17 protein-coding genes and 1 pseudogene are annotated in these 20,472 nt (G+C 61.9%); 7 read left to right on the top strand and 11 right to left on the bottom strand.

The genetic code is table 11. The features are described from left to right. Nucleotides 1–2: 2 nt before the first annotated feature. From uraH to K6N12_RS26720, 7 genes are all read right to left on the bottom strand, one after another. Nucleotides 3–359 carry a hydroxyisourate hydrolase gene (gene uraH, locus K6N12_RS26750; protein ID WP_097626531.1) on the bottom strand — a complete coding sequence of 119 codons (357 nt, stop codon included), beginning with the start codon at nt 357–359 and terminating at the stop codon, nt 3–5. Then, nucleotides 356–856, bottom strand: coding sequence for an ureidoglycolate lyase (locus tag K6N12_RS26745; protein WP_097626529.1), 501 nt, complete (start codon nt 854–856; stop codon nt 356–358). The genes uraH and K6N12_RS26745 overlap by 4 nt, the downstream gene beginning before the upstream one ends. Before the next feature lie 4 nt (nt 857–860). After that, nucleotides 861–1,223, bottom strand: coding sequence for a HepT-like ribonuclease domain-containing protein (locus K6N12_RS26740; RefSeq protein WP_003592892.1), 363 nt, complete (start codon nt 1,221–1,223; stop codon nt 861–863). Continuing rightward, entirely contained in the window at nt 1,220–1,720 is a 501-nt protein-coding gene (gene uraD / locus K6N12_RS26735) for a 2-oxo-4-hydroxy-4-carboxy-5-ureidoimidazoline decarboxylase (RefSeq protein ID WP_097626528.1), read from the bottom strand. Before uraD ends, K6N12_RS26740 begins: the two co-directional genes overlap by 4 nt. Beyond that, nucleotides 1,720–2,643 (bottom strand): allantoinase PuuE, encoded by a 924-nt coding sequence (puuE, locus tag K6N12_RS26730; protein WP_097626526.1) that lies wholly within the window; start codon nt 2,641–2,643, stop codon nt 1,720–1,722. The genes uraD and puuE overlap by 1 nt, the downstream gene beginning before the upstream one ends. 113 nt (nt 2,644–2,756) lie before the next feature. Next, nucleotides 2,757–3,464 carry a DUF1045 domain-containing protein gene (locus tag K6N12_RS26725; protein WP_097626524.1) on the bottom strand — a complete coding sequence of 236 codons (708 nt, stop codon included), beginning with the start codon at nt 3,462–3,464 and terminating at the stop codon, nt 2,757–2,759. 114 nt (nt 3,465–3,578) lie between these two features. After that, on the bottom strand, nt 3,579–4,757 hold the full coding sequence (locus K6N12_RS26720) for an NAD(P)/FAD-dependent oxidoreductase (RefSeq protein WP_097626522.1): 1,179 nt from the start codon (nt 4,755–4,757) through the stop codon (nt 3,579–3,581). Between K6N12_RS26720 and mnmC2 the strand changes: the two genes are divergently transcribed. Continuing rightward, nucleotides 4,756–5,484: a tRNA (5-methylaminomethyl-2-thiouridine)(34)-methyltransferase MnmC2 gene (mnmC2, locus tag K6N12_RS26715; RefSeq protein ID WP_097626520.1), complete on the top strand. Its 729-nt coding sequence runs from the start codon at nt 4,756–4,758 to the stop codon at nt 5,482–5,484. The genes K6N12_RS26720 and mnmC2 overlap by 2 nt on opposite strands. Before the next feature lie 5 nt (nt 5,485–5,489). Here mnmC2 and K6N12_RS26710 read toward each other — a convergent pair whose 3' ends face one another. Beyond that, nucleotides 5,490–8,873, bottom strand: a complete 3,384-nt coding sequence (locus K6N12_RS26710) for a response regulator (RefSeq protein ID WP_131711388.1) — start codon at nt 8,871–8,873, stop codon at nt 5,490–5,492. A gap of 309 nt (nt 8,874–9,182) precedes the next feature. Here K6N12_RS26710 and K6N12_RS26705 point away from each other — a divergent pair, with 309 nt between their 5' ends. Continuing rightward, a complete protein-coding gene (locus tag K6N12_RS26705; protein WP_097626516.1) occupies nt 9,183–9,482 on the top strand; it encodes a hypothetical protein in 300 nt (99 codons plus the stop codon). A 64-nt stretch (nt 9,483–9,546) separates the two neighbouring features. On the opposite strand, the gene K6N12_RS26700 is transcribed toward K6N12_RS26705, so the two are convergent. Continuing rightward, on the bottom strand, nt 9,547–10,932 hold the full coding sequence (locus tag K6N12_RS26700) for an MFS transporter (protein ID WP_097626514.1): 1,386 nt from the start codon (nt 10,930–10,932) through the stop codon (nt 9,547–9,549). A gap of 202 nt (nt 10,933–11,134) precedes the next feature. Next, nucleotides 11,135–12,082, bottom strand: a complete 948-nt coding sequence (locus K6N12_RS26695; protein WP_165503944.1) for a dihydrodipicolinate synthase family protein — start codon at nt 12,080–12,082, stop codon at nt 11,135–11,137. A gap of 162 nt (nt 12,083–12,244) precedes the next feature. Between K6N12_RS26695 and K6N12_RS26690 the strand changes: the two genes are divergently transcribed. The 5 genes and pseudogenes from K6N12_RS26690 to K6N12_RS26670 all read left to right on the top strand — a co-directional run bounded on the left by K6N12_RS26690 (nt 12,245) and on the right by K6N12_RS26670 (nt 18,800). Further along, a complete protein-coding gene (locus tag K6N12_RS26690) occupies nt 12,245–13,273 on the top strand; it encodes a LacI family DNA-binding transcriptional regulator (protein ID WP_097626510.1) in 1,029 nt (342 codons plus the stop codon). 20 nt (nt 13,274–13,293) lie between these two features. Beyond that, nucleotides 13,294–14,397, top strand: a pseudogene (locus K6N12_RS26685) (DNA alkylation repair protein). A 257-nt stretch (nt 14,398–14,654) separates the two neighbouring features. Then, on the top strand, nt 14,655–16,343 hold the full coding sequence (locus K6N12_RS26680; RefSeq protein WP_097626508.1) for a DEAD/DEAH box helicase: 1,689 nt from the start codon (nt 14,655–14,657) through the stop codon (nt 16,341–16,343). Between the two features lie 200 nt (nt 16,344–16,543). Continuing rightward, nucleotides 16,544–17,533: an AraC family transcriptional regulator gene (locus K6N12_RS26675; protein WP_165503945.1), complete on the top strand. Its 990-nt coding sequence runs from the start codon at nt 16,544–16,546 to the stop codon at nt 17,531–17,533. 58 nt (nt 17,534–17,591) lie between these two features. Next, nucleotides 17,592–18,800, top strand: coding sequence for an MFS transporter (locus K6N12_RS26670; protein WP_097626506.1), 1,209 nt, complete (start codon nt 17,592–17,594; stop codon nt 18,798–18,800). Between the two features lie 346 nt (nt 18,801–19,146). Here K6N12_RS26670 and K6N12_RS26665 read toward each other — a convergent pair whose 3' ends face one another. Beyond that, entirely contained in the window at nt 19,147–20,046 is a 900-nt protein-coding gene (locus K6N12_RS26665; protein WP_131711389.1) for a DMT family transporter, read from the bottom strand. Nucleotides 20,047–20,472 lie beyond the last annotated feature (426 nt).

Here is a 20,472-nt window from a genome sequence, read left to right as displayed (position 1 = left end):
AATTAACTGCCTCGATAGGTGGAATAGCCGTAGGGCGAGATCAGCAGCGGCACATGGTAGTGCGCCGTGATATCGGCGATGCCGAAACGGATCGGTACAAGATCGAGGAAAGCCGGATGCGGCAGCGGCGTGCCGCTCCCCCTCAGATAATCACCGGCGTGGAAGACCAGTTCATAGGTGCCGGCCCGGAAATTTTCGCCGGCAAGGATGGGGCCGCCGTCGACCCGGCCATCGGCATTGGTCTCGACCGTCTTCAGATGCCTGCGGATTTCGCCATCGAGCTGGAAAAGATCGATCCTGAGCCGCTCGGCTGGCTTGCCCAAGGCGGTATCGAGAACATGCGTGGTCAGTCCGGTCATGGGGCTGGCTCTCTGATGACGAAGGGGGTTTCGAAGAAGAATTCCTCCAGATTGTTGCCTGGCCCCTCGCGATCGACGACCAGGAAATCGGAGACTTGGCCAAGCGCCATCAGCGGATGATGCCAGACATTGCGGCGGTAGTTCACACCCTGGTCCCCCCGCGCGTAAAACACCTGCGGCCTGCCCGGGCGTCCGCTCTCGTCCTCGGCGACGACGACCAGAAAAGGACGGCCGGAAACCGGCGAGAAACTCTGGCTGCCGAAAGGATGACGCTCCATCATATCGACATCATAGGGGAAACTGCGCGGCTGGCCGCGAAACAGATTGATGATGACGCGCGCGCCCTCGCCCGCCGCCTCCGCCACAGCCAGCGCGTGAAACCGTTCGGTCGTGCCACCATTGATGAGCCGCATCGAGGCCGGATCGGCTTCGATGACTTCGCCGAAGGCAGCGAAGGCAGCGCTGGTGAGCGGGCAAATGTCGAGAAATTCGGGCATGGCCTCACTCACCTTGGGCATGCCAGTTGCGGACGGCATCGATCTCGCGAAGAAGCTCCGGCAGCGTCCGATAGGTCGCCTCCCAGATGTCCGAAGGATCGAGATCGAAGACATCGTCGAGGATGCGATTGCCCGTGCCGCAGATCTTTGTCCACGGCAGGCCGGGATGCTCGGTGGCAAATTCCGGATGCGTCACCAGCAGACGGGATGCCGCGGCACCGATGGTGAAGTGGCAGAAGGCAACGGCCTTGAAAGTGAGCTGATCCTCGGCGAAAGCCGCCTCATCCATTCCGCCGATGAAGGACAGCGCTTCGGATGCCGCCTTTTGCATGTCATTGAGATAGTCGATGGCACGCCTCTCCTTCATTCCGCCTCCGGCAGCATCGAGGTCAGACGCAGCAGCGCGATCTTTTCGACCTGCGCAGTCGCGGTCGCAAATTCTTCGTCCCGGCCGTTGCCGATCCGTGTTTCAAAAGCTTCCAGAATATCCTCCTTGCCGAGTCCTTTGACGGCGATGATGAAGGGAAAGCCATATTTTTCGACATAGGCCGAATTGAGTTCGGTGAAGCGGGCGTGTTCGGCAGGGCTCAGGCGGTCGAGACCGGCGCCGGACTGCTCCTTGCGGCTGTCTTCGGTAAGTTCGCCGGATATGGCAAGACGCCCGGCAAGATCGGGGTGGGCGCGGAGCACGCCGAGACGTTCCTCCGGGCTTGCGGCGCGGAAGACGGCCGCAAGCGCCGCATGCACGCCTGATGCCGTCAGCGGCTCGGTCAGGCCGCCGGCGTCATAGGCACGCTCGGCGATGAAAGGCGAATGTTCGAAGACGCCGCCGAAGCGGAAAACGAAATCCTCGCGCGACAGCATCAGATCGCGTCCGGCTGATGATGCTTGTGCCAATGCGCGGCGATCTCGATGCGGCGCGGAATCCAGACCTTGTCGTGTTTCAGCACATATTCGATGAAGCGCTTCAGCGCCGCCGCCCGGCCGGGGCGCCCGACGAGACGGCAATGCAGGCCGACCGACATCATCTTCGGGCTGCCCGCCTTGCCTTCCTCATAAAGCGTATCGAAGGCATCCTTGAGATAGGTGAAGAACTGATCGCCGGTGTTGAAGCCCTGCGGCGTCGCGAAACGCATGTCGTTGGTTTCGAGTGTGTAGGGAATGATCAGGAAAGGTTTCCCGTCGACGCCCTTCACCCAGAAAGGCAGGTCGTCGGCATAGGAATCGGAGGAATAGAGGAAGCCGCCCTCCTCCTGCACCAGCCGCAGCGTATTGTCGGAGGGCTTGCCCTGATACATGCCGTAGGGCCGCTCGCCGGTCAGTTCGGTGTGCAGGCGCACGGCTTCGAGGATATGCTTGCGCTCCAAGTCTTCCGGAAAATCCTTATATTCCAGCCAGCGGTAACCGTGGCTGGCGATCTCCCAGCCGGCTTCCTTCATCGCCGCGACGGCCTCGGGGTTGCGCGCCATCGCCAGCGTCACGCCGTAGACGGTCGCTTGCACCTTGAGATCGGTGAACATCCGCCAGAGCCGCCAGAAACCGGCGCGCGAACCATATTCGTAGATCGATTCCATGTTGAGATTGCGCTGCCCAGGCCAGGCCGCCGCGCCGACGATCTCCGACAGCAGGTTTTCGGACGCCGGATCCCCGTCGAGGATCGAGCTTTCGCCGCCCTCCTCGTAATTGATGACGAACTGCACGGCGACGTGTGCCTCTTCAGGCCATTTCGGATCGGGCGTCTGACGCCCGTAGCCGACGAGATTGCGCGGATAAGTCTCGGATACCATCAAATCACCTTCTGAAAAGACGAAGAACGGTAGCATCCGCAGCCGGAATGTCGAGACGGAAACTGCGCAGCGGATTTTTATCCTTTCTGCGCAATACGTTAGCTTATCTCTTGTCAGGCGATCTTGCGCGCGCTGACCTTGCCCATCGGGTGCAGAGAATGAACGCGGAAAGGACCGCCGGTGCCCTCTTCGATCATCAGCGCCACGTTCGAAACCAGGACTGGTTCGCTGAGCACAGGCTCGAAAATCATCCGCAGCGCTGGCTCGATGCGCGGCATGTCGATCGCGTTGACCGGGCCTGTCACCGGCATATGGAAGCGGAATTCCTCCATCACGTAAGGATTGCCCCAGCGATGCAGGTTTGAGAACTGCGCGGCCGACAAGCCATCCGGATCGCTGCGTTCGATGTCGGCCTCGCTCAGCGGCGCGCGGAAACGGTCGAATTCCTGCACGATCGCCGAAGCGAGATATTGAATCCGCTCGCAGGGAACACTCGGCAGCAGGCTGTAGAAATTGCCGAGCCGGGCGACTTCGAGGCGCGGAATCTGGAAGGGAAGGACAGTCCCGGAAAAACGCATGAGGTCGCGCAGGAGTTGCGATTCGGACAGTTCCGGACACAGGTGGAACGGCGCTTTCAAAAGGCCATGAAAACCATAGCGCCGCGGCACGGCCGTATGGAAGGCAATCTCATGAATGCCGAGGCCGCGCACCGCCGGAGGCTCCAGCATCTCACCTGAAAACACGTTTCGGCCAAGCCAATGGGCGGCCATAAGCGATAGCGGGTCGCTCGCCGGGGGCGTGAAGCAAATGGCATAGCGCATGCGATTTCCTCCATCAGGAAAAGGAGCGCCGGTGATCTCAGGCGCTGTCGATGCGCAAGCAGATAGGTGATTTGCATGACAGAATAACGAAACGAAGCGGCGCCGAATTCACGTTTAACGTGAAGCCACCGCGATATGACTTGAAATATCGAAGCTTTCCGGAAGTGCAAACCCGCAGTCTCTATCGCCTGCGATACATATCGCCGCTTCCGCCAGCCGGTGGGCCAGGCCGAAGCTGACCTTGAAACCGCCGGTCAGCGCGATGAGGCGCGAGTGCTCGGGATGGCGGCCGATCATCGGATCGCGGTCGACCGCCTTCGGGCGAAGCCCGGCCCAGCGTTCGACGACGGCAGCGTCGTGGAGTGCCGGCACAATCTCCCGCGCCGCGCCGATCAGCGCGTCGAGTTGGCCATCGGTCGAAGTGGGATCGTCGAAACGATTCTCGCTGGTACTGCCGATCGCCGCATAACCGCCCTCATGCGCTACGACATAGAGCCCGTCGAGAAAGATCGTCGGCAGCGCCGGGTCGAGATCGGCTTTCAGCAGCGCCGCCTGCCCCTTGACCGGCTGGCCGAGCGGCTGTTTCAACCCCGGCGTGAGGCCCTGCAGCAACGGAAAGGATTGATGGCCAGCGGCCAGGATGCAGTGACGGAAAGCGATAGTTTCGCCGCCTATCTCAGCCACGCCGCGATCCGGATCAAGGCCGGCAACGGCTGCATGCTCCAGAATGCGTACACGTTTGGCCTGCCGCAGCAAGGTGACGAGTGCCGCGATCAGCGAACGTGGCGCGACGCGGGCGGCGAGCGTGTCATGTATGAAGCCGCTCTCGCCGGCCGACGCCTCGATCCAGCCGCCGACCGGCGGAGTGTCGAACACATGCCAGTGGAACCGGCGCGCGTCGGCCTGCCAATGGCGTTCGGCGTCCTCGCAGTGGCGGCGCGCGATTATCTCGAGATGCGGCTTCGGCAGCGGGATCAGCCGTCCCGAACGGCGATAGCCCGCCGAAAGCCCCGTCATCGCTTCGAGCGTCGCGATCTCGGCCTCGAGCGAGACCAGCGCATCGAATTGGAACTGCTTCTTCTCAGACCACCGATCCGGCATATGCGGCATCAGCGCGCCGAGCAGGCCACCGCTTGCGCCCCCGCCCAACCTGCCGGCGTCGGCTACGATCGTATCGATGCCGCGGCGTTCGGCATGAACGGCTGCCCAGAGACCCATGATGCCGCCGCCGACGATCAGCAATTCGCAGGATGATTGACCTGAGACCGGCCGAGGATTATCGGCTTTTTCCATGACAGACGTGAACCCCGATCAGATTGGCGCGGGCGCGCCGCAGCCGCTCGAATGGCGCGACGGCGATATGCCTTATTCCACCGCCTTTGGCGATCATTTTTATTGCCAGACGGACGGTCGGCTGGAATGCGGCCATGTCTTCCTCGCCGGCAACGGGCTGCCGGAGCGCTGGAACGGGCGACGGACGTTCGTGATCGGCGAACTCGGCTTCGGCACCGGCCTGAACTTCGCCGAGACCTGGCGGCAATGGACGCAGCATCGCGCAGCCGGCCAGCATCTGCATTTCATCTCCTTCGAACTCCACCCGATGCGCGGCGAGGAGATCGGCCGGGCGCTGTCGCACTGGCCGGAGATCGATGCCGAACGCCAGGCGCTGACGGCGTCCTGGCCGGAAACGCCTGCCGATACGGTCTCGCTCGACCTCGACGAGCAGACGAGGCTCAGCGTCGTCTGCGGCGCAGCACTCGAAGGCGTCGCGGCCGCAAAGCCCGGCTTCGACGCCTGGTATCTCGACGGCTTCGCCCCGTCGCGCAACGGCGACATGTGGTCGGAGGAACTGATGCGGCTGGTCTGTGAGAAAGCGGCACCCGGCGGCACCTTCGCCACTTATGCGGCCGCCGGTTTCGTGCGCCGAAATCTCATCGCCGCAGGTTTTTCCGTCGAGCGCCGCCAAGGCTTCGCCGGCAAACGCGAAATGCTTTGTGGCATCAAGGCATCCGGCAAGTAAGCAGATCAGTAGCTGGTACGCCCCGGCTGCTCCTCGTCCTTGCCGAGCCATTGCCGGATCTTCTCTTCCAGCAGTTCGGGGCTGATCGGCTTCGACATATAGTCGTCCATGCCGGCATCGAGGCAGAGCTCGCGATCGCTTTCGAGTGCATGGGCAGTGACGCCGATGATCGGCACCCGGTGGCCCTGCCCCTTTTCCCTTTCGCGGATCGTCTGGGTCGCCTGATGGCCGTTCATGACCGGCATCGACACGTCCATCATGATGATCCGCGGCGTATGCCGCTCCCAGGCGGCGACCGCTTCCTCGCCATTGTCGACGACGAGGAAGGAAAGGCCGGTTCCCTGCAGGATCTGCGTGAAGACGATCTGGTTGACTTCGTTGTCCTCGGCGACGAGCACGTCGACGAATTCGGCGGCCCGCTGCTGCGGCACCGGCGCAGGCGGCGGGACAGGCGCGTCCGCCTGCGCCTGCAGCCGGGCGATCTCGGCCTCTGAAGCCTGCTTGACGCGGCTGGCGCGCACCACTTCGACGACGGTGTTGCGCAGCACGTTGGCGCGCGCCGGCTTCATCAGATGCGCGTGGCCGTTCAGCGCCGCGAATTCCTTTTCCGTGCCTGAAATATCCATCGATGTGAGGAAGATGATCGGCAGCTCGACGAAGCGGCGATCGGCGCGCAGCCGGCGCGCAACATCGGCGCCGTTCATATCGGGCATGTGATAGTCGAGCACAACGGCATCGACGGTGATGCCGAGATCGGCAGCCGCCTCCAGGATCGCCAGACCGGTGCCGCCGCCTTCGGCCGCCACGCCGTCGAAGCCCCAAAGCGACAGCTGCTCGGTCAGGATCCGCCGGTTGACGTCATTGTCGTCGACAACAAGGATGCGCGCACCCTGCACGTTGATCGGCAGCGGTTTCGGCTCGAGCCGGGCGGCCGCCACCGCAAACGGCAGGTTGACGGTGAAGACCGAGCCCTTGCCCCATTCGCTCTCGACATTGAGATAACCGCCGAAGAGATCGACGAGGCCGGCGGTGATCGCAAGCCCGAGACCCGTTCCCTCATGCCGCCGGGTCGAGGAAGCGTCAACCTGCGAGAATTTGTCGAAGACCGATTCGAGCTTTTCGGCCGGGATGCCGATACCCGTATCCTCGATGCGGATGCTCGCCATGATCTCGCCGCCCCCGGCCGCCTGGAACCCGACATCGACGAAGACATGGCCGCGCTCGGTGAATTTGACCGCGTTGCCGACGAGATTGGTGACGATCTGGCGGAAACGGCCGGCATCGCCGATCACGGCGGCGGGCAGATCGGGAGACGCCCGCACCAGCAGTTCGATGTTCTTCTCGGCGGCATGCGAGGAGAGGAGCGTGGCCACATCCTCCACCGCTTCGGTGATGTCGAAGGCGGCTCTGCGCAGTTTCATCTGCCCGGCGTCGATTTTCGAGAAGTCGAGGATGTCGTTGATGATCGTCAGCAGCGCATTGCCTGACTTGACGATGATGTCGACGAAGGTCTTCTGGCGTGTATCGAGATTGGTCTTGGCCAGCAGCTCCGCCATCCCCAGCACGCCGTTCATCGGCGTGCGGATCTCATGACTCATATTGGCGAGGAATTCGGATTTGGCGCGGTCGGCGGCTTCGGCGCGCGACAAGAGCTGGCGCAGTTCCTCCTCACGGCTCTTCAGATCGGTGACATCGGTGAACAGCGCTACCCAATGCTGTCCCTCGCTGACCATCGCATCCATGTTCACCCAGCGCTCGCTGCCGACATGGAAAACGGTGGAGATCGGCTGCCTCGCGGCGATATTGGCGCGCCACTCCTGCAGGATCTCGTCCGCCGCATCGTGGAAATCGCCGCGCACCGCGCAGAATTCGAACATGCCGAGCCAGCCTTGCCCGGCCTCGATGTAGGAAGCCGGAATCCGCAAGATATCGGCCATTGCCTCGTTGGACATTTTGATGATGCCGTCCTGGACGATGGCAAGCCCCTGCGACATCGCATGCGTGGCATCACGCATCATTTCGCCGACCCGCTCCAACGCAGCGCGCGTCTCGTGAATTTCCTTTTCCCGCTCGCGCACAGCCGAAATATCGGCGTAGGTTAGCAGGATCCGGTCGTTGGAGATGCGCCGGCTGTCGAAGATGACGGATTTTCCGCCCGCCCAACCGAGCTCGATCGGTTCCGGTTCATCGGTCTCGAACAGGTGCTTGCGGAAGGCGTAGATCTCTTCCGCCGTCTGCGTGCCGTCGTAGCGGCCGAGCTCGTTATTGCGGCGGATGACATCGACGAAATGACGGCCGTCGAAGGGATCGTCGAGCGGCAGCTCCCAGATGCTGTAAAATTCGTCGTTGGCGGAGAGAATCCGGTGGTCGTTATCGAGGATAAGCACGCCGATCGGCAGCGAGCGCAGGATGTTCTCGATATCCCGATGCAGCGCCTCCTCCTGCTTCTTCGCCTCGATCAGCGCCGTCTCTCGCTCCTTAAGCGGCGCGATATTGGAAAAGGAGCCGACGACATAGGTGCGCCCATCCGCCGTCACGACGCGGTTGACCCGCGAGATGAGCGGATGAATGCGGCCATCCCTACCCGGCATCTGGCTTTCGATCTCCTTCGACAGCCCATCTTCCAGCGCCAGCCGGTTTTCCTGGTAGATCGCCTCTCCACCCTCCGGCCCGAACATCTCGTGCTCGGTCATCCCCAACACCTGAGAGCGTTCGTAGCCGCTGAAGCTCTCGTAATATTGATTGGCATAGACGAGGCGATGTTTGTCGTCGCGCACGAAAACCGCGACCGGCAGGTCCTCCATGATGGTGCGCAGCAGATCGCGTTCGTTGACGCTCTCGTGCCAGCCCGTATCGCCGGCAGCAGCCGGCTTTGCGCCGTTGCGGTAGGCGGCGTTGACGACCAGCGGGCGTCCGTCCTCGGCAAAGATGCCGATCGGATGGTCGAGCTTTTCCAGCGCCTCGCACACACGGGCAAAATCCGCTGCAGCGCCGGGGTTGCCGGCAGCCCCTCTATCGTTCACCGCGCGCCGCGGCGCTTCGCGCCCTTCGAAAATGCCGAGCACATAGGCCCGCTCCGGCGACGGCGAAAAACTTTCGATCTGGACGCGCTCGTGGCCGAGACCCGCGGCATCGAAACAGATGGCGTTTTCCTCGGTGCCGAACACCAGCGCGCGGCGCTCCCTATCCTCGCGCTCCTCTTCCTCGGGACGGTCGAACAGCTCGCGGCTGCGCCTGCCGATGAAATCGGAAATTTCACGGCCGAGGAAATCGGCATAGGCCTCGTTGACGGCGACATAGCGCAGTTCGCTGTTCTTGACATAGGCCGGGGTGTCCAGATCGGCGATCCGGCGGCAAGCCAATTCCAGTATGTCCCCGGCTGATTTCAAGAAATTGTCGCTCCCGCAATGAATGAAATATCAACTACAAAGATTATAACGCCAAGGCTTTTAACAAGGTTTTAACCATAAATTTCAGCAGAGTGTTTTTACAAGTCGGCTCATCAAGCTAAGCCGCCGTACATGTGCACCCGGACTTGCAATCCTTACCGTCCGCACATTCCCTTTTCGCGCCGACTTTCGTTGAAATCATGACGAAAATTTAATGCGGGAGCCGCTTGCACGGCCATCGCGCCGCCGCGATCCGGGCGGAGTCTGAACACGGCTTTATGGAAGCCAGTCTAGATCAAGGAAAATAGCATGTCCGTTCTTCATAAGAGCATGGCGACGGGCCTGATCGCGCTGACCCTTGCCGGCGCCTCACTCGCCACCGCCACCACCGCCGATGCCCGTCCACGCGATGCCTTCTGGGGCGGCCTTGCCGCCGGCGTCGTCGGCGGCGCCCTGTTGTCCGAGGCCGCCCGCCCGGCCTATCCCGCCTACCCCTATTACCGCCCCTACCCTGTCTATCGGACCTATTACCGGCCGTCCTATTGCCACCTCGAATGGCGCTACGACCGTTGGGGCGAAGCCTACCGCGTCAAAGTCTGCCCGGAGTAAATGAAAGCTCGTTCTGGCGGGTTCTCACCCGCCAGAACGAATTGCTGACATCGCATTTGCATCGTTACGGAGAAAGCTCCTCCAGCACGCGATCCTTGGTTTCGACCGCAAACAACACCGTGATGATCGCACCGACGATCAGAATGGCTGCGAAGCTCGCAAAGACATACTGGATGCCCATGGAAGACATCACCGTGCCGACGAGGATCGGACCGGCCGATGATCCCAAGCGAAGCCAGGCGCTGCCGGTTCCTGTTCCCAGTGCCCTGAGGCGCGTTGGGTAGATCTCTGCCGAGTATAGGTACAGGGAGAATGTAACGGTCTGGACAATCGCATAAGCGAGACCGGCAAGAACCAAAACCTGAATGGGAGACGTCGCGCCGAGCCATGCGAGAGCGAGCAGCGGCACGGGAGCGAGAAGCAGTGCACCGGTGTACCAGCGCTTGCGTCCCACTTTGTCGATGAGCAGCGCGCAGATGACGGCGGCAATCACGCCGCCGACCGACGTCAGGAAACCATAGAAGATGCTGGTTTGAAGCGGCAGATTGAAGACCTGTCGATACAGGGTCGGCAACCAGGTGATCGTACCGTTGGCCACCGTATAGGCGGTAAACCACATTGCCCAGATGGAAAGCGTCCGCTTCAGGTAAATGCCCTGGAAGAGCTCGCGCCAGTCCGACTTGCGGCGGACCGGCGCCTGGATGAGCTTCGGCTCGGGCAGTTCCTTGCCGGCTGCGCGGGCACTCTCTTCCATGCGGGTGACGATAGCGTTTGCTGCGCCATAGCGGCCGTTGGCAGCCAGCCAACGCGGTGATTCCTTCAGGAACCAGCGCAGAGGAATCATGATGATTGCGGGAACGAGACCGACGATGAACATCGCCTTCCAGCCGTAAACCGGTACCATGAAGTAGCCGATCAGCCCGGCGCCGACGAGGCCCAGCAGGAACATGACCTCATAGAGGAGGAAGAACTTGCCGCGCCCCTTCGACCCGATCAACTCGTTGATATAGGCGCTGGCGACCGGAACCTCGCCGCCGGTGCCGATCCCCTGGACGAAACGAAAGGCCATCATCATGCCGGCCCCGGCAGCGAACAGGCATGCGACATCCATGCTGACAAAGAGCAGGATCGTGAACAGAAGAACTTTCAGCCGGCCGACCTTCTCGGCAAGCCAGCCAAACAGGATCGCACCGATCAACTGCCCCAGATAGCCCATCGACAGGATCATGCCTGTCTGTGAGGGTGTCAGGCCCCACTCGCGGACGAGGACGGGCATGGCATAAGCGATGGCGATGACCGTGTAGCCGTCGAAGAATGTTGCCGCGCCGACGATATTGCGCGCCCAGAATACCTCGCGGGTGATGGGAAGGCGCTCCAGACGAGCGCTGATTTCGGCCTGAGGATCAGCGGCATTCGCCGTCTCAGCCGGCATAGGCTGCATGACATTCATTGGTTCCTCCTTCTCGCCCCGTGGCCTACCACTCTCCCGGCCAGGGGCGCTCCTGCTTGATGGTTATTTTTGCGTGCCGGTTTGTCCTGTTGATGCGCTGCGCTTTGAACGGCGAGCCACCTTTGGCCAAGGCTGTGCTCCCACGCTGCCTCCTGCCCATCGAAGCGACGCCCCTGCGCAATGCACAGGAGCGTCGAATGAATCACTCGGCGGCCAGGAGCTGGTCGACGCGGCCGATACCGGCGGCATCGAAGGCGGCAAAGATTTCCGCTTCGGCTTTTGCGCCAAGATTCTTCAGCGGTTCGCGGATTGTCGCATGCTCAAGGATGCCGCGATGGACGAGACCGAGTTTGAGCGCGACGGTCCCCTCCATATGGGAGCCGCGATGATAGACGGCTCGCGTCACCGGAAGAAGGCGTTCGAAAATCTTACGGGCTTCAGGGTAGTTCTGCGCCCTGCCTGATTTGATCAGCTCGATCAGCAGTTCCGGCGCGATATTGCCGTAACCGACGAGCAGGCCATCGACGTCGAACATGGTCGGCAACAGCCATTCGTCGTGGCAGCTCAGAACTTGCAGATCAGGATTGGCTCTCTTCAGTTCCGGAATCTCGACATACCAGCGCTTCATGTTGCGCACGCCATTCTTGGTGGCGACGACGCCTTCCTGGGTGGCGATCGCCAGCTGCGTGTCGAGATCATAGGATGCTTTGGTGGCATCGGGATATTGGAACAGGATGCACTGCAGGCCGGATTCCTGCCAGACCGCCTTGTAGCGATCCTGGGGCGCACCCTTCTGAAAGCCGAAGCGCAGCCAACCGTGGTTCGGATAGACGAGCGCGCCGGTGGCCCCAGCCGCCTTGCACTTCCTGGCTTCTTCGGCGGCGACCTTCGTGCCTTCACCGGTAATCCCGGCAATGATCGGAACGGCGCCGTCAACCGCTTCGACATAGGTGCGGACGAGCGCCAGCCGCTCGTCTTCCGTGAGGAAAGTACCCTCGCCGGCATGGCCGAGAATGACGAGGCTTTTGACCCCTTCCATCGAAACCAGCCATTTGGCGATTTTTGCGTTGGCTTTGTGATCGACTTCGCCGTCGCGGGTGAAAGCGGTTACGGGGGCCGGGCTCAGCCCGCGCATGTCCATGGGTTGCATCTTGATCTCCTCCTCTATGCGATCGCGTACATCAGCGACCGGCAATAGGATCGTTAGCGGGAACGTTCCCAATATCGTTCTCGAAACTGCTGGAGTCAATGTCTTTTTTAGTGCATCTTCGGAAACGGGGGCGGATTGCCCGACTCTAGTGGAAAAGGCTCAATGAATTCAAAGGCAGACGAAATTCCCGGCCAGATCCGCGTCAACATTCACGACGTGGCTGCCGCAGCCGGCGTCTCCAAGTCGACCGTATCGCGCCTACTTGACGAACGGCTTCCACGCTCAGACAGCGAGACCGCGCGTCGGGTGCGCAGGGTGGCCGAAGAGCTTGGGTATGTCAGGGACGTTTCTGCAGCAAGCCTCAGGCGCGGCAACACCATGACGGTCGGGGTGATCGTGCCCAGGCTGACGGACACGGTCATGGCCATGCTTTACGAAGCCCTGGCCAAAGCCTGTAGTCGTACCGGCCGCTTCGCGATCGTCGCCACCACCGACGACAAGCCGAAGGCAGATCGGCTGGCCGCCGAGTCTCTTCTGAAACGCGGTGTCGATGGACTGATTCTTTCAACGGCCCGGGAGGACGACGACTTTCCGGACGAGTTGGCAAAACGCGGCGTCCCGTATGTCCTTGCTCTTCGAACCGATGGTCACAGCCTCTCTTCGGTTGGCGACGACAGGCTTGGCGGTTATCTCGCGGCCCGCCATCTGCTCGATCTAGGCCATCGCAGAATTGGGATCATCGCCGGCCCATCCTATGCTTCCAGCGCTCGGGGCCGAGTCGAAGGGTTCAAGCAGGCTCTGGAAGAAGCTGGATTGAATACAGATCCCTCCTACATCGTTCCCTCGACATTCGGCATCGAATCGGGCGCTCTCGCTGTCGAGACACTGATGACTCTCACTCCTCGCCCGACCGCTGTTTTCGCCGTCAACGACAATACCGCCATCGGAGCCTTGTCGGGACTGACGAAACTCGGCCTTTCCGTGCCCCAGGACATCTCGGTCGTCGGTTACAACGACATTCCGATCGTCTGCCACCTCCCCACGCCGCTCACGACGTTGCGGGTGCCGCTCGACCAAATTGCCTCAAACGCCCTCGATCTTCTTGCGGGTACTGACCGTCTCGCTGACGACCGTATTCGGATCTCGGCTCCAACACTCATTCCCAGGAAATCGACAGCGCCGATACGCTAGGAGTCGTGAGAGGTATAAACATGCCGGAACCACTCAAGAATCTGCTGCATCAGGCGCTGGTCGCCGACATGGCCGATCGCATCGCCGCCAATGCGCCCACCTTCGACACGAGCCGTTTCGTGGCGCTGGCGACCGATGGCCTCGGGGCGCTGGAGCTGATGGAGCGCTCGGCCCTGATCCGCGACGCGCTGTTTGCCACGCTTCCCGATGATTTTACCAAGGCCGCCGCCATCCTGAAGGCGAGCCTGCCTGTCTCAGGCAGGCCCGGGCTTTCCGGCTGGATGCTGCTGCCGGTCAACCAGTTCATCGCGGCCCGCGGCCCCGATCATTTCGATCTCGGCCTCGATCTGCTGAAGGCGCTGACGCCGCATTTCACCGCCGAATTCGGTATCCGCCAATTCATCCACCGCGACCAGCAGCGCGCGCTCGCCATCATCTCCCGCTGGGTCGGCGACCCTGATCGGCACGTGCGCCGGCTGGCGAGCGAGGGAACGCGGCCGCGCCTGCCTTGGGCCATGCGCCTGCCGCAACTTGTGAAAGACCCCGCGCCGATCCTGCCGATCCTGACCGCGCTGATCGACGATCCGGAAGATTATGTCCGCCGCTCCGTTGCCAACAGTCTGAACGACATCGCCAAGGATCACCCGGATCTGGTCGCAGCCTTCATCGCCAGCAGTATCGAGGGGGCGTCGCCCGAGCGGCGCCGAATGCTGAAACATGCTTCGCGCACGCTCCTGAAGAAGGGTCATGCGCAAGCGCTCGCCAATTTCGGCTTTGGGGCGGCTACGGCGCTGACATGCGAACTACGCCTCCTGAACGGCGAGGTCACGTTCGGCGAGGGGTTGGATTTCGAAATCCACGTCAACAATGCCGGCGAGACCGCGCAATCGCTGATGATCGACTACGCCATCCACCACGTGAAGGCCGACGGCTCGCTCTAGCCCAAGATCTTCAAATGCAAGACGATCATGCTCGCACCCGGGCAAAGCCACGCAATCGAGCGCCGCCACGCCCTGCGGCCGATCACCACCCGGCGCTATTACCCCGGCGAGCACCGCATCGCCATCCTCGTCAACGGCTGGGAAAGCGCATCTCAAAGCTTCTTGCTCGTGATGCCCGACTAAGTTCTACCGGAGGCTTTCTTGTGCACTGCACTTGACTTTCCGCGCGAACTAGCCCAAATGCAGCCCAGCTTTCACCCTTCCGGCCGCCGCGTGAGCGTGCCCCTGCTAAAAAATACGGACGCAGGAAGAAGGGACAAAAGCGCATTTCGATAGAGCGCCGCACTCCCATGAGCGGCCAGAAGCGCTGGAAAGCTTTTTCCAACTCACAAGTTCCCACTTCACGCGGGGTTCTTGACGCCAGAATGAAACCGGATCGCATGGTGCGCTCCGGCGATAGTCGTTGTGGCGCCCCGAAAGGTTATGCCTTGACTAATTTTGAATCGCTTGGTGTCTCCAAGCCGATCGTCGCCACCTTGTTCCAGCTCGGCATCGAAACGCCGACGCCGATCCAGGAACAGGCCATCCCCCTTCTCCTCCAGGGCCGAGACCTGATCGGCCTTGCCCAGACCGGCACCGGCAAGACCGCCGCCTTCGGCCTGCCGCTCATCGAAAAGCTGCTTGCCGACGAGCGCCGCCCCGACAACCGCACGACGCGGACGCTGATCCTGGCGCCGACCCGCGAACTGGTGAACCAGATCGCCGACAATCTGAAGAAGTTCATCCGCAAGTCGCACCTGCGCGTCAATGTCGTCGTCGGCGGCGTCTCGATCAACAAGCAGCAGCTGCAGCTCGAAAAGGGCACCGATGTCCTGGTCGCAACGCCGGGCCGCCTGCTCGATCTCGTCAATCGCCGCGCCATCACCCTGACCACGGTGCGTTATCTCGTGCTCGACGAAGCCGATCAGATGCTTGATCTCGGCTTCGTGCACGATCTGCGCAAAATCGCCAAGCTGGTGCCGAAAAAGCGCCAGACCATGCTGTTTTCGGCCACCATGCCGAAGACGATCGCCGATCTCGCCGGCGAATATCTCGTCGATCCGGTCAAGGTCGAAGTCACTCCGCCCGGCAAGGCTGCCGACAAGGTCGAGCAGTATGTCCATTTCGTCGCCGGCAAGAACGACAAGACGGAACTGCTGCGCAAGTCGCTGACCGAAAATCCCGATGGCCGCGCCATCGTCTTCCTGCGCACCAAGCACGGCGCCGAGAAGCTGATGAAGCATCTCGACAATATCGGCTATTCCGTCGCCTCGATCCACGGCAACAAGAGCCAGGGCCAGCGCGAGCGGGCGCTGAAAGCCTTCCGCGACGGCAGCATCAAGACGCTGATCGCCACCGACGTTGCCGCCCGCGGCATCGACATCCCGGCCGTCAGCCATGTCTATAACTACGACCTGCCCGAAGTGCCCGACGCCTATGTCCATCGCATCGGCCGCACGGCGCGCGCCGGCCGCGACGGCATCGCGATCGCCTTCTGCGCCCCCGACGAAGCCAAGCTGTTGCGCGATATCGAGCGCCTGATGGGCATCGACATCGCAGTCGCAAGCGGCGAAGCGCCGGCCAATATCGGCAGCGCCGGCCCCCGCCGCGGCAACGGCAATGGCAACAACCGCAATCGCGGTGGCGGCCAGGGTCGCGAAGGCCAGGGTCGCGGCGAAGGCCGTGGCGATCAGAACCGCTCGGAGCATCGCGGCAGCCGCCAGGAGCGCCGCCCGCGTCCCGAACGCACAAGCCGCAACGAGGATTTCCGCGGCCAGCGCCGCGGCGAAGCCACCCCCAATCTCGGCCCCGACAACGACCTGGTCTCGACCTCCGACTTCCGCCCCTCGGCAAAGCCGCAGCGTCCTGCCCATGGCGGTCCTAATAGCCATCATGCCAATGGCGAGCCGAGCGGTCATCACCGCGGCAACGGCCGCCACGCCCACGGCCGCCCGGCCCGCAAGCATGGCGAAGACCGCGGCCCGCAGCAGACCCAGGGCGGCGAACCGCGCCGCGAGGGCAATGGCGGCAACGGCCGCGGCGGCTCGGGCTCCCGCAATGGCGGTGGCCAACGTCGCGAACGCGCCTGAGCGCCGATTGATTTAAAGGAAAGGCCGAATATCTCCGGTCTTACGTTGGGAGGCCGGAGCATCTGACAGGTGCTCCGGCCTTTCTCTCTTTGTGGTGGCAACATCGCAACGGCAGTCCGGGGCCCAGCCGGTCCTTCGCCCGTACATCGAGACGGGCACATCCGCTTGAATGTCGGACGCTTGAGACCTAAATTGGCTAAATGCTTGACCATCCGTCCCGGCCGTTGTCGCCGTCAACTATCCCAATGGATGCCCTGAGCGAAGTCCTGCAAGACTTTCGCTTGAGCGGGGTCAACTATGGCCGCTGCGAGCTCAGGCATCCATGGAGCATCGCCTTTCCGCAACAACAGCTGCTTCGTTTCCACTTCGTCAGCCAAGGTCCGTGCTGGATCCATACCGAAGTCGAAGGATGGCAGGAGTTAAACGATGGCGATCTGGTTCTGCTGCCTCAAGGCATCGCACATCGGTTAGCCAGCGCGCCGGATGTTGAAGGAGATTCGCTTAAAAGCTGTCAGATAACAAGGGTGGGAAGCAATGTCTGCGATGTCGTGCGGGAGGGAATGGGGGCGAATAGCACCCTCTTCTGTGGTTCCATGGCTTTGGGCGCGCATGCGCTTCACCCCTTGATCGCTCTGATGCCGCCAATCATCAAGGGCTGCGATGTGGCCGGCAATGACCCGATCGTTGGCCCCCTTCTGGCCGCCATGTCGGCGGAAGCGACACAGCCCCAAATGGGAAGCGCGACCGTGCTATCGCGAATGGCGGACTTGCTCGCGGCGCGGCTTATCCGCTGCTGGGTCAATTGCAGCGGAGCTTCGACCACCGGCTGGCTCGCCGCCATCCGGGATCCTCATATCGGTCGTGTATTGGCGGCCATGCACCGGGACCCCGGCCATAACTGGACCCTCGAAAGCCTCGCTGGTGTGGCTGGCCAGTCGCGCTCGATCTTCGCCGAACGCTTCAGCGCTATCTTGGGTGAAGGCGCGGCACATTACCTCGTCCGTCTGCGTATGCAGCTTGCCCGCGATTTGTTGGGTCAAAGCGGCATGTCGATCGCGGAAGTTGCTTCCCGGCTGGGCTATGAGTCCGAGGCGTCTTTCGCGCGCGCCTTCAAACGCGTCACCAACGTTTCACCCGGGATTGTGCGCCGCACAAGTTCCGGACGAATGGATATAGATTTCGGATTTTAAGACACATATCATCCTGAAAACTTCGTCTATCAAATCTCCGAACATAGGAGATAGTTCAATGACGGACTCAACATCACAGTTCGACGGGATCGCAATTGGCCTGGAGACGGATGAACCATCCGCGTGGAACACGGCGACCTGGTTTGCCGTTGTTTCGATGGCAGCCACCAGCTTTGCGCTGGTGTCCGCTGAGTTCCTGCCGGCGGGCCTGTTGACGCCGATGGCGCGCGATCTCGGCATTTCCGAGGGAACGGCCGGACAAGTCGTCACCGCCACCGCTTCTGTCGGCGCCGTGGCGGCCTTATTGAGCAACGTCCTCATCGGCCGACTGAACCGCAAAACCGTGCTGGTCAGCCTCAGCGCGCTGGCGATCGGCTCCAATGTTCTGGCATCATTGGCGACTGATTTTTGGCTGTTGTTGGTGGGCCGGGCCGGGTTGGGCATCGCGCTGAGCGGCTTTTGGGCGCTTTCAGTAGCCGTCGTGGCGAGGCTGGTCGGCGCTAATGCGACAGGTCGGGGCATGGCTATCGTCACCCTCGGCGTTTCGCTCGCCACGATAGCTGCACCATCAATGGGTGCTTTGATCAGCGATTGGCTGGGATGGCGCAGCGCCATGGCGATGACAGCCGGGCTTGCCGCGCTTGCCATGCTGCTGCAACTGATCAGCTTGCCGACGCTTCCTGCAAGCACAAGCAACAGTATCGCTGATGTTTTCCGGCTGACACGACGGGGCGGCATTCAACTGGGAATGCTTGCCATCCTTTTGCTGATGACCGGGCATTTTGCCGGGTCGGTTTATGTGCGTCCTTTCCTCGAACAGGTAACGCTCCTTGATACCCGATCAATCGCCCTGGCACTGCTCGGATTTGGCATCGCCTCCGTGATCGGCAATGTTGCCGGTGGCCGAATGGCCGATGCCAGTATCCGGCTGGCACTCGCTGTCACCGCCGCGCTGATGACGGTTGCAGCGCTCGCTCTGGTGCTTTGGGGCGCCCATACCGGCATTGCGTTCGCCCTCGTCGCACTTTGGGGCTTTGCCTTCGGAATGGCGCCGGTCGTGCTGCCGACCAATCTTTCCCGCGCAGCCCCAGACGCTCTGGAGGCGGCGGGTAGCCTGATGGTCGTCTCTTTTCAGGTGGCCATCAGTATCGGCGCGGTTTTTGGCGGCTATATCGTCGACCACTACGGCGCCGTGGGACCATTGACTGTGACGGCGATCCTGGCTGCATCGACGATTGCCTTGGCGTTGCTGCAGCCCCGCAACTGATCATTGCTTTCAACCTGCGGATCACGCACAGTCGAACTGAAGATGCTCTGGATAACAGGTCACCGGCAATCGTCGGCGACCTCCGATGCGTTCCGTCCGGGGTTCGGTGACTAGAGCATGCTGCCGAAAAGTGCGAGCGGTTTTCGGGCGACATCATGCTCTAACTCTTTAATTTAGAACAGGATTCAGATTTAAGGCCGACCCGGCCTTAACTCATCCTGTTCTAGCGGCAAGAGTGGAATGTCGTCGGGAAAGAAAACTTTCTTAGCGGCACCGGTAGCCGTCGCCGATTGCGTCTACGAAGAGACGCTCCTCGTCCGGCGGCGGCCTTGGCGCGGCCGGCGGCCTATACGCTCGCGGGCACCTGCTGAACGACCCTGCGGTTTGTCATGTAGACACCCGTGACCACGATCGCCGTGCCCACAATCAACGGCAGGGTCAGTGGCTCCCCGAAGGCGATGAAGGCCTCGAGCGCGACGGCCGGCGGCATCAGATAGATCAGCGAAGCCGCACGCGAGACCTGCCCCCGGCGGATGAGATAGAGCAGCAGCCCGACACCGCCCATCGACAGGCCGAAGACCGACCAGGCGAGCGCGGCATAGGCCCGTGCGGCACCATCGAAATGCTGGTGCTCGAAGATCAGCGACAGCGGCAGGGTGAGGATCAGCGCCCCGACATATTGCAGCGTCGCGATGGTCCTGAGGTCGCCGGATTGCAGGTGTTTCTTCTGATAGAGCGTGCCGTAGGTGACCGATCCCATGGCGATGAGGTTGATCGCCAGCGGCAGGGCGGCATGCGTGAGATCTGATGTCGCCGGATCGACGAGCTTCGGCGAAATGGCGATGGCAATGCCGATGAAGCCGAAGGCAAGGCCGAGCTTCTGCTTCTGCTGCAACCGCTCGCCGACCAGAAAGGGAGCCGCCATCGCCGTCAACAACGGCTGCAGCGCCGCGATGATCCCCGATATGCCGGCCGGCACGCCATTGGCGATCGCCCACCACAGGCCAGCGAGATAAAAACCATGCAGGAAAAAGCCGGAATAGATGGCGCGCAGCCAGGTCGTCCGGCTTGTCGGCCATTGCGCCCGCATCACCACGCAGAGCGCCAGGAATGCCAAAGCCGACAGCCCGTAGCGTATCGAAAGAAAGGTGAAGGGCTCGGAATGCAGCGCCGCATATTTCGCCACCACCCAGCCTGTGGACCAGAGCAGAACGAAAAGAGCGGGGGCAAGGCGGTCGAGGGACATGAGGCTGCTCGGGAGAAAAGAGTTCGCCGTGCTGATAGCGGCACCGGGCGGTCACAGTCAAAGGCGAAGCGTTGATGCTTATTTGAAATTTCGCTGATGGTGGGACGACGGACATGCTGAAGATGATACTTTTGGTGGACGAGCCTATCGACATCTCGACGCCATGCCATGGCCAAGAAGGATCGCCGACACATCCCCCGCCCACCCTCATCCCTGTGCTCGTCACAGGGATCCAGCGCGCCCACGTCCTTGGGCGCAGGAGACTCACTTCACCGTAGAAGTCATTCGCCGCGCCGACGCGCGTCGGCTAGATTCCTGTGACGAGCACAGGAATGAGGGAGCAAGTGGGAAGGCCGCGCTCCCACAAACTCGCCGAACGAAAAACCATCACCTGCCCAAATTTTGCGCAGCCTTCGCGGAGCAGCC

Source organism: Rhizobium redzepovicii (assembly GCF_019793435.1).
GTDB classification, from domain to species: Bacteria; Pseudomonadota; Alphaproteobacteria; order Rhizobiales; family Rhizobiaceae; genus Rhizobium; species Rhizobium redzepovicii.
The sequence above is the reverse complement of the archived record's forward strand: the minus strand, read 5'-3'. Positions and strand labels throughout refer to the sequence as shown.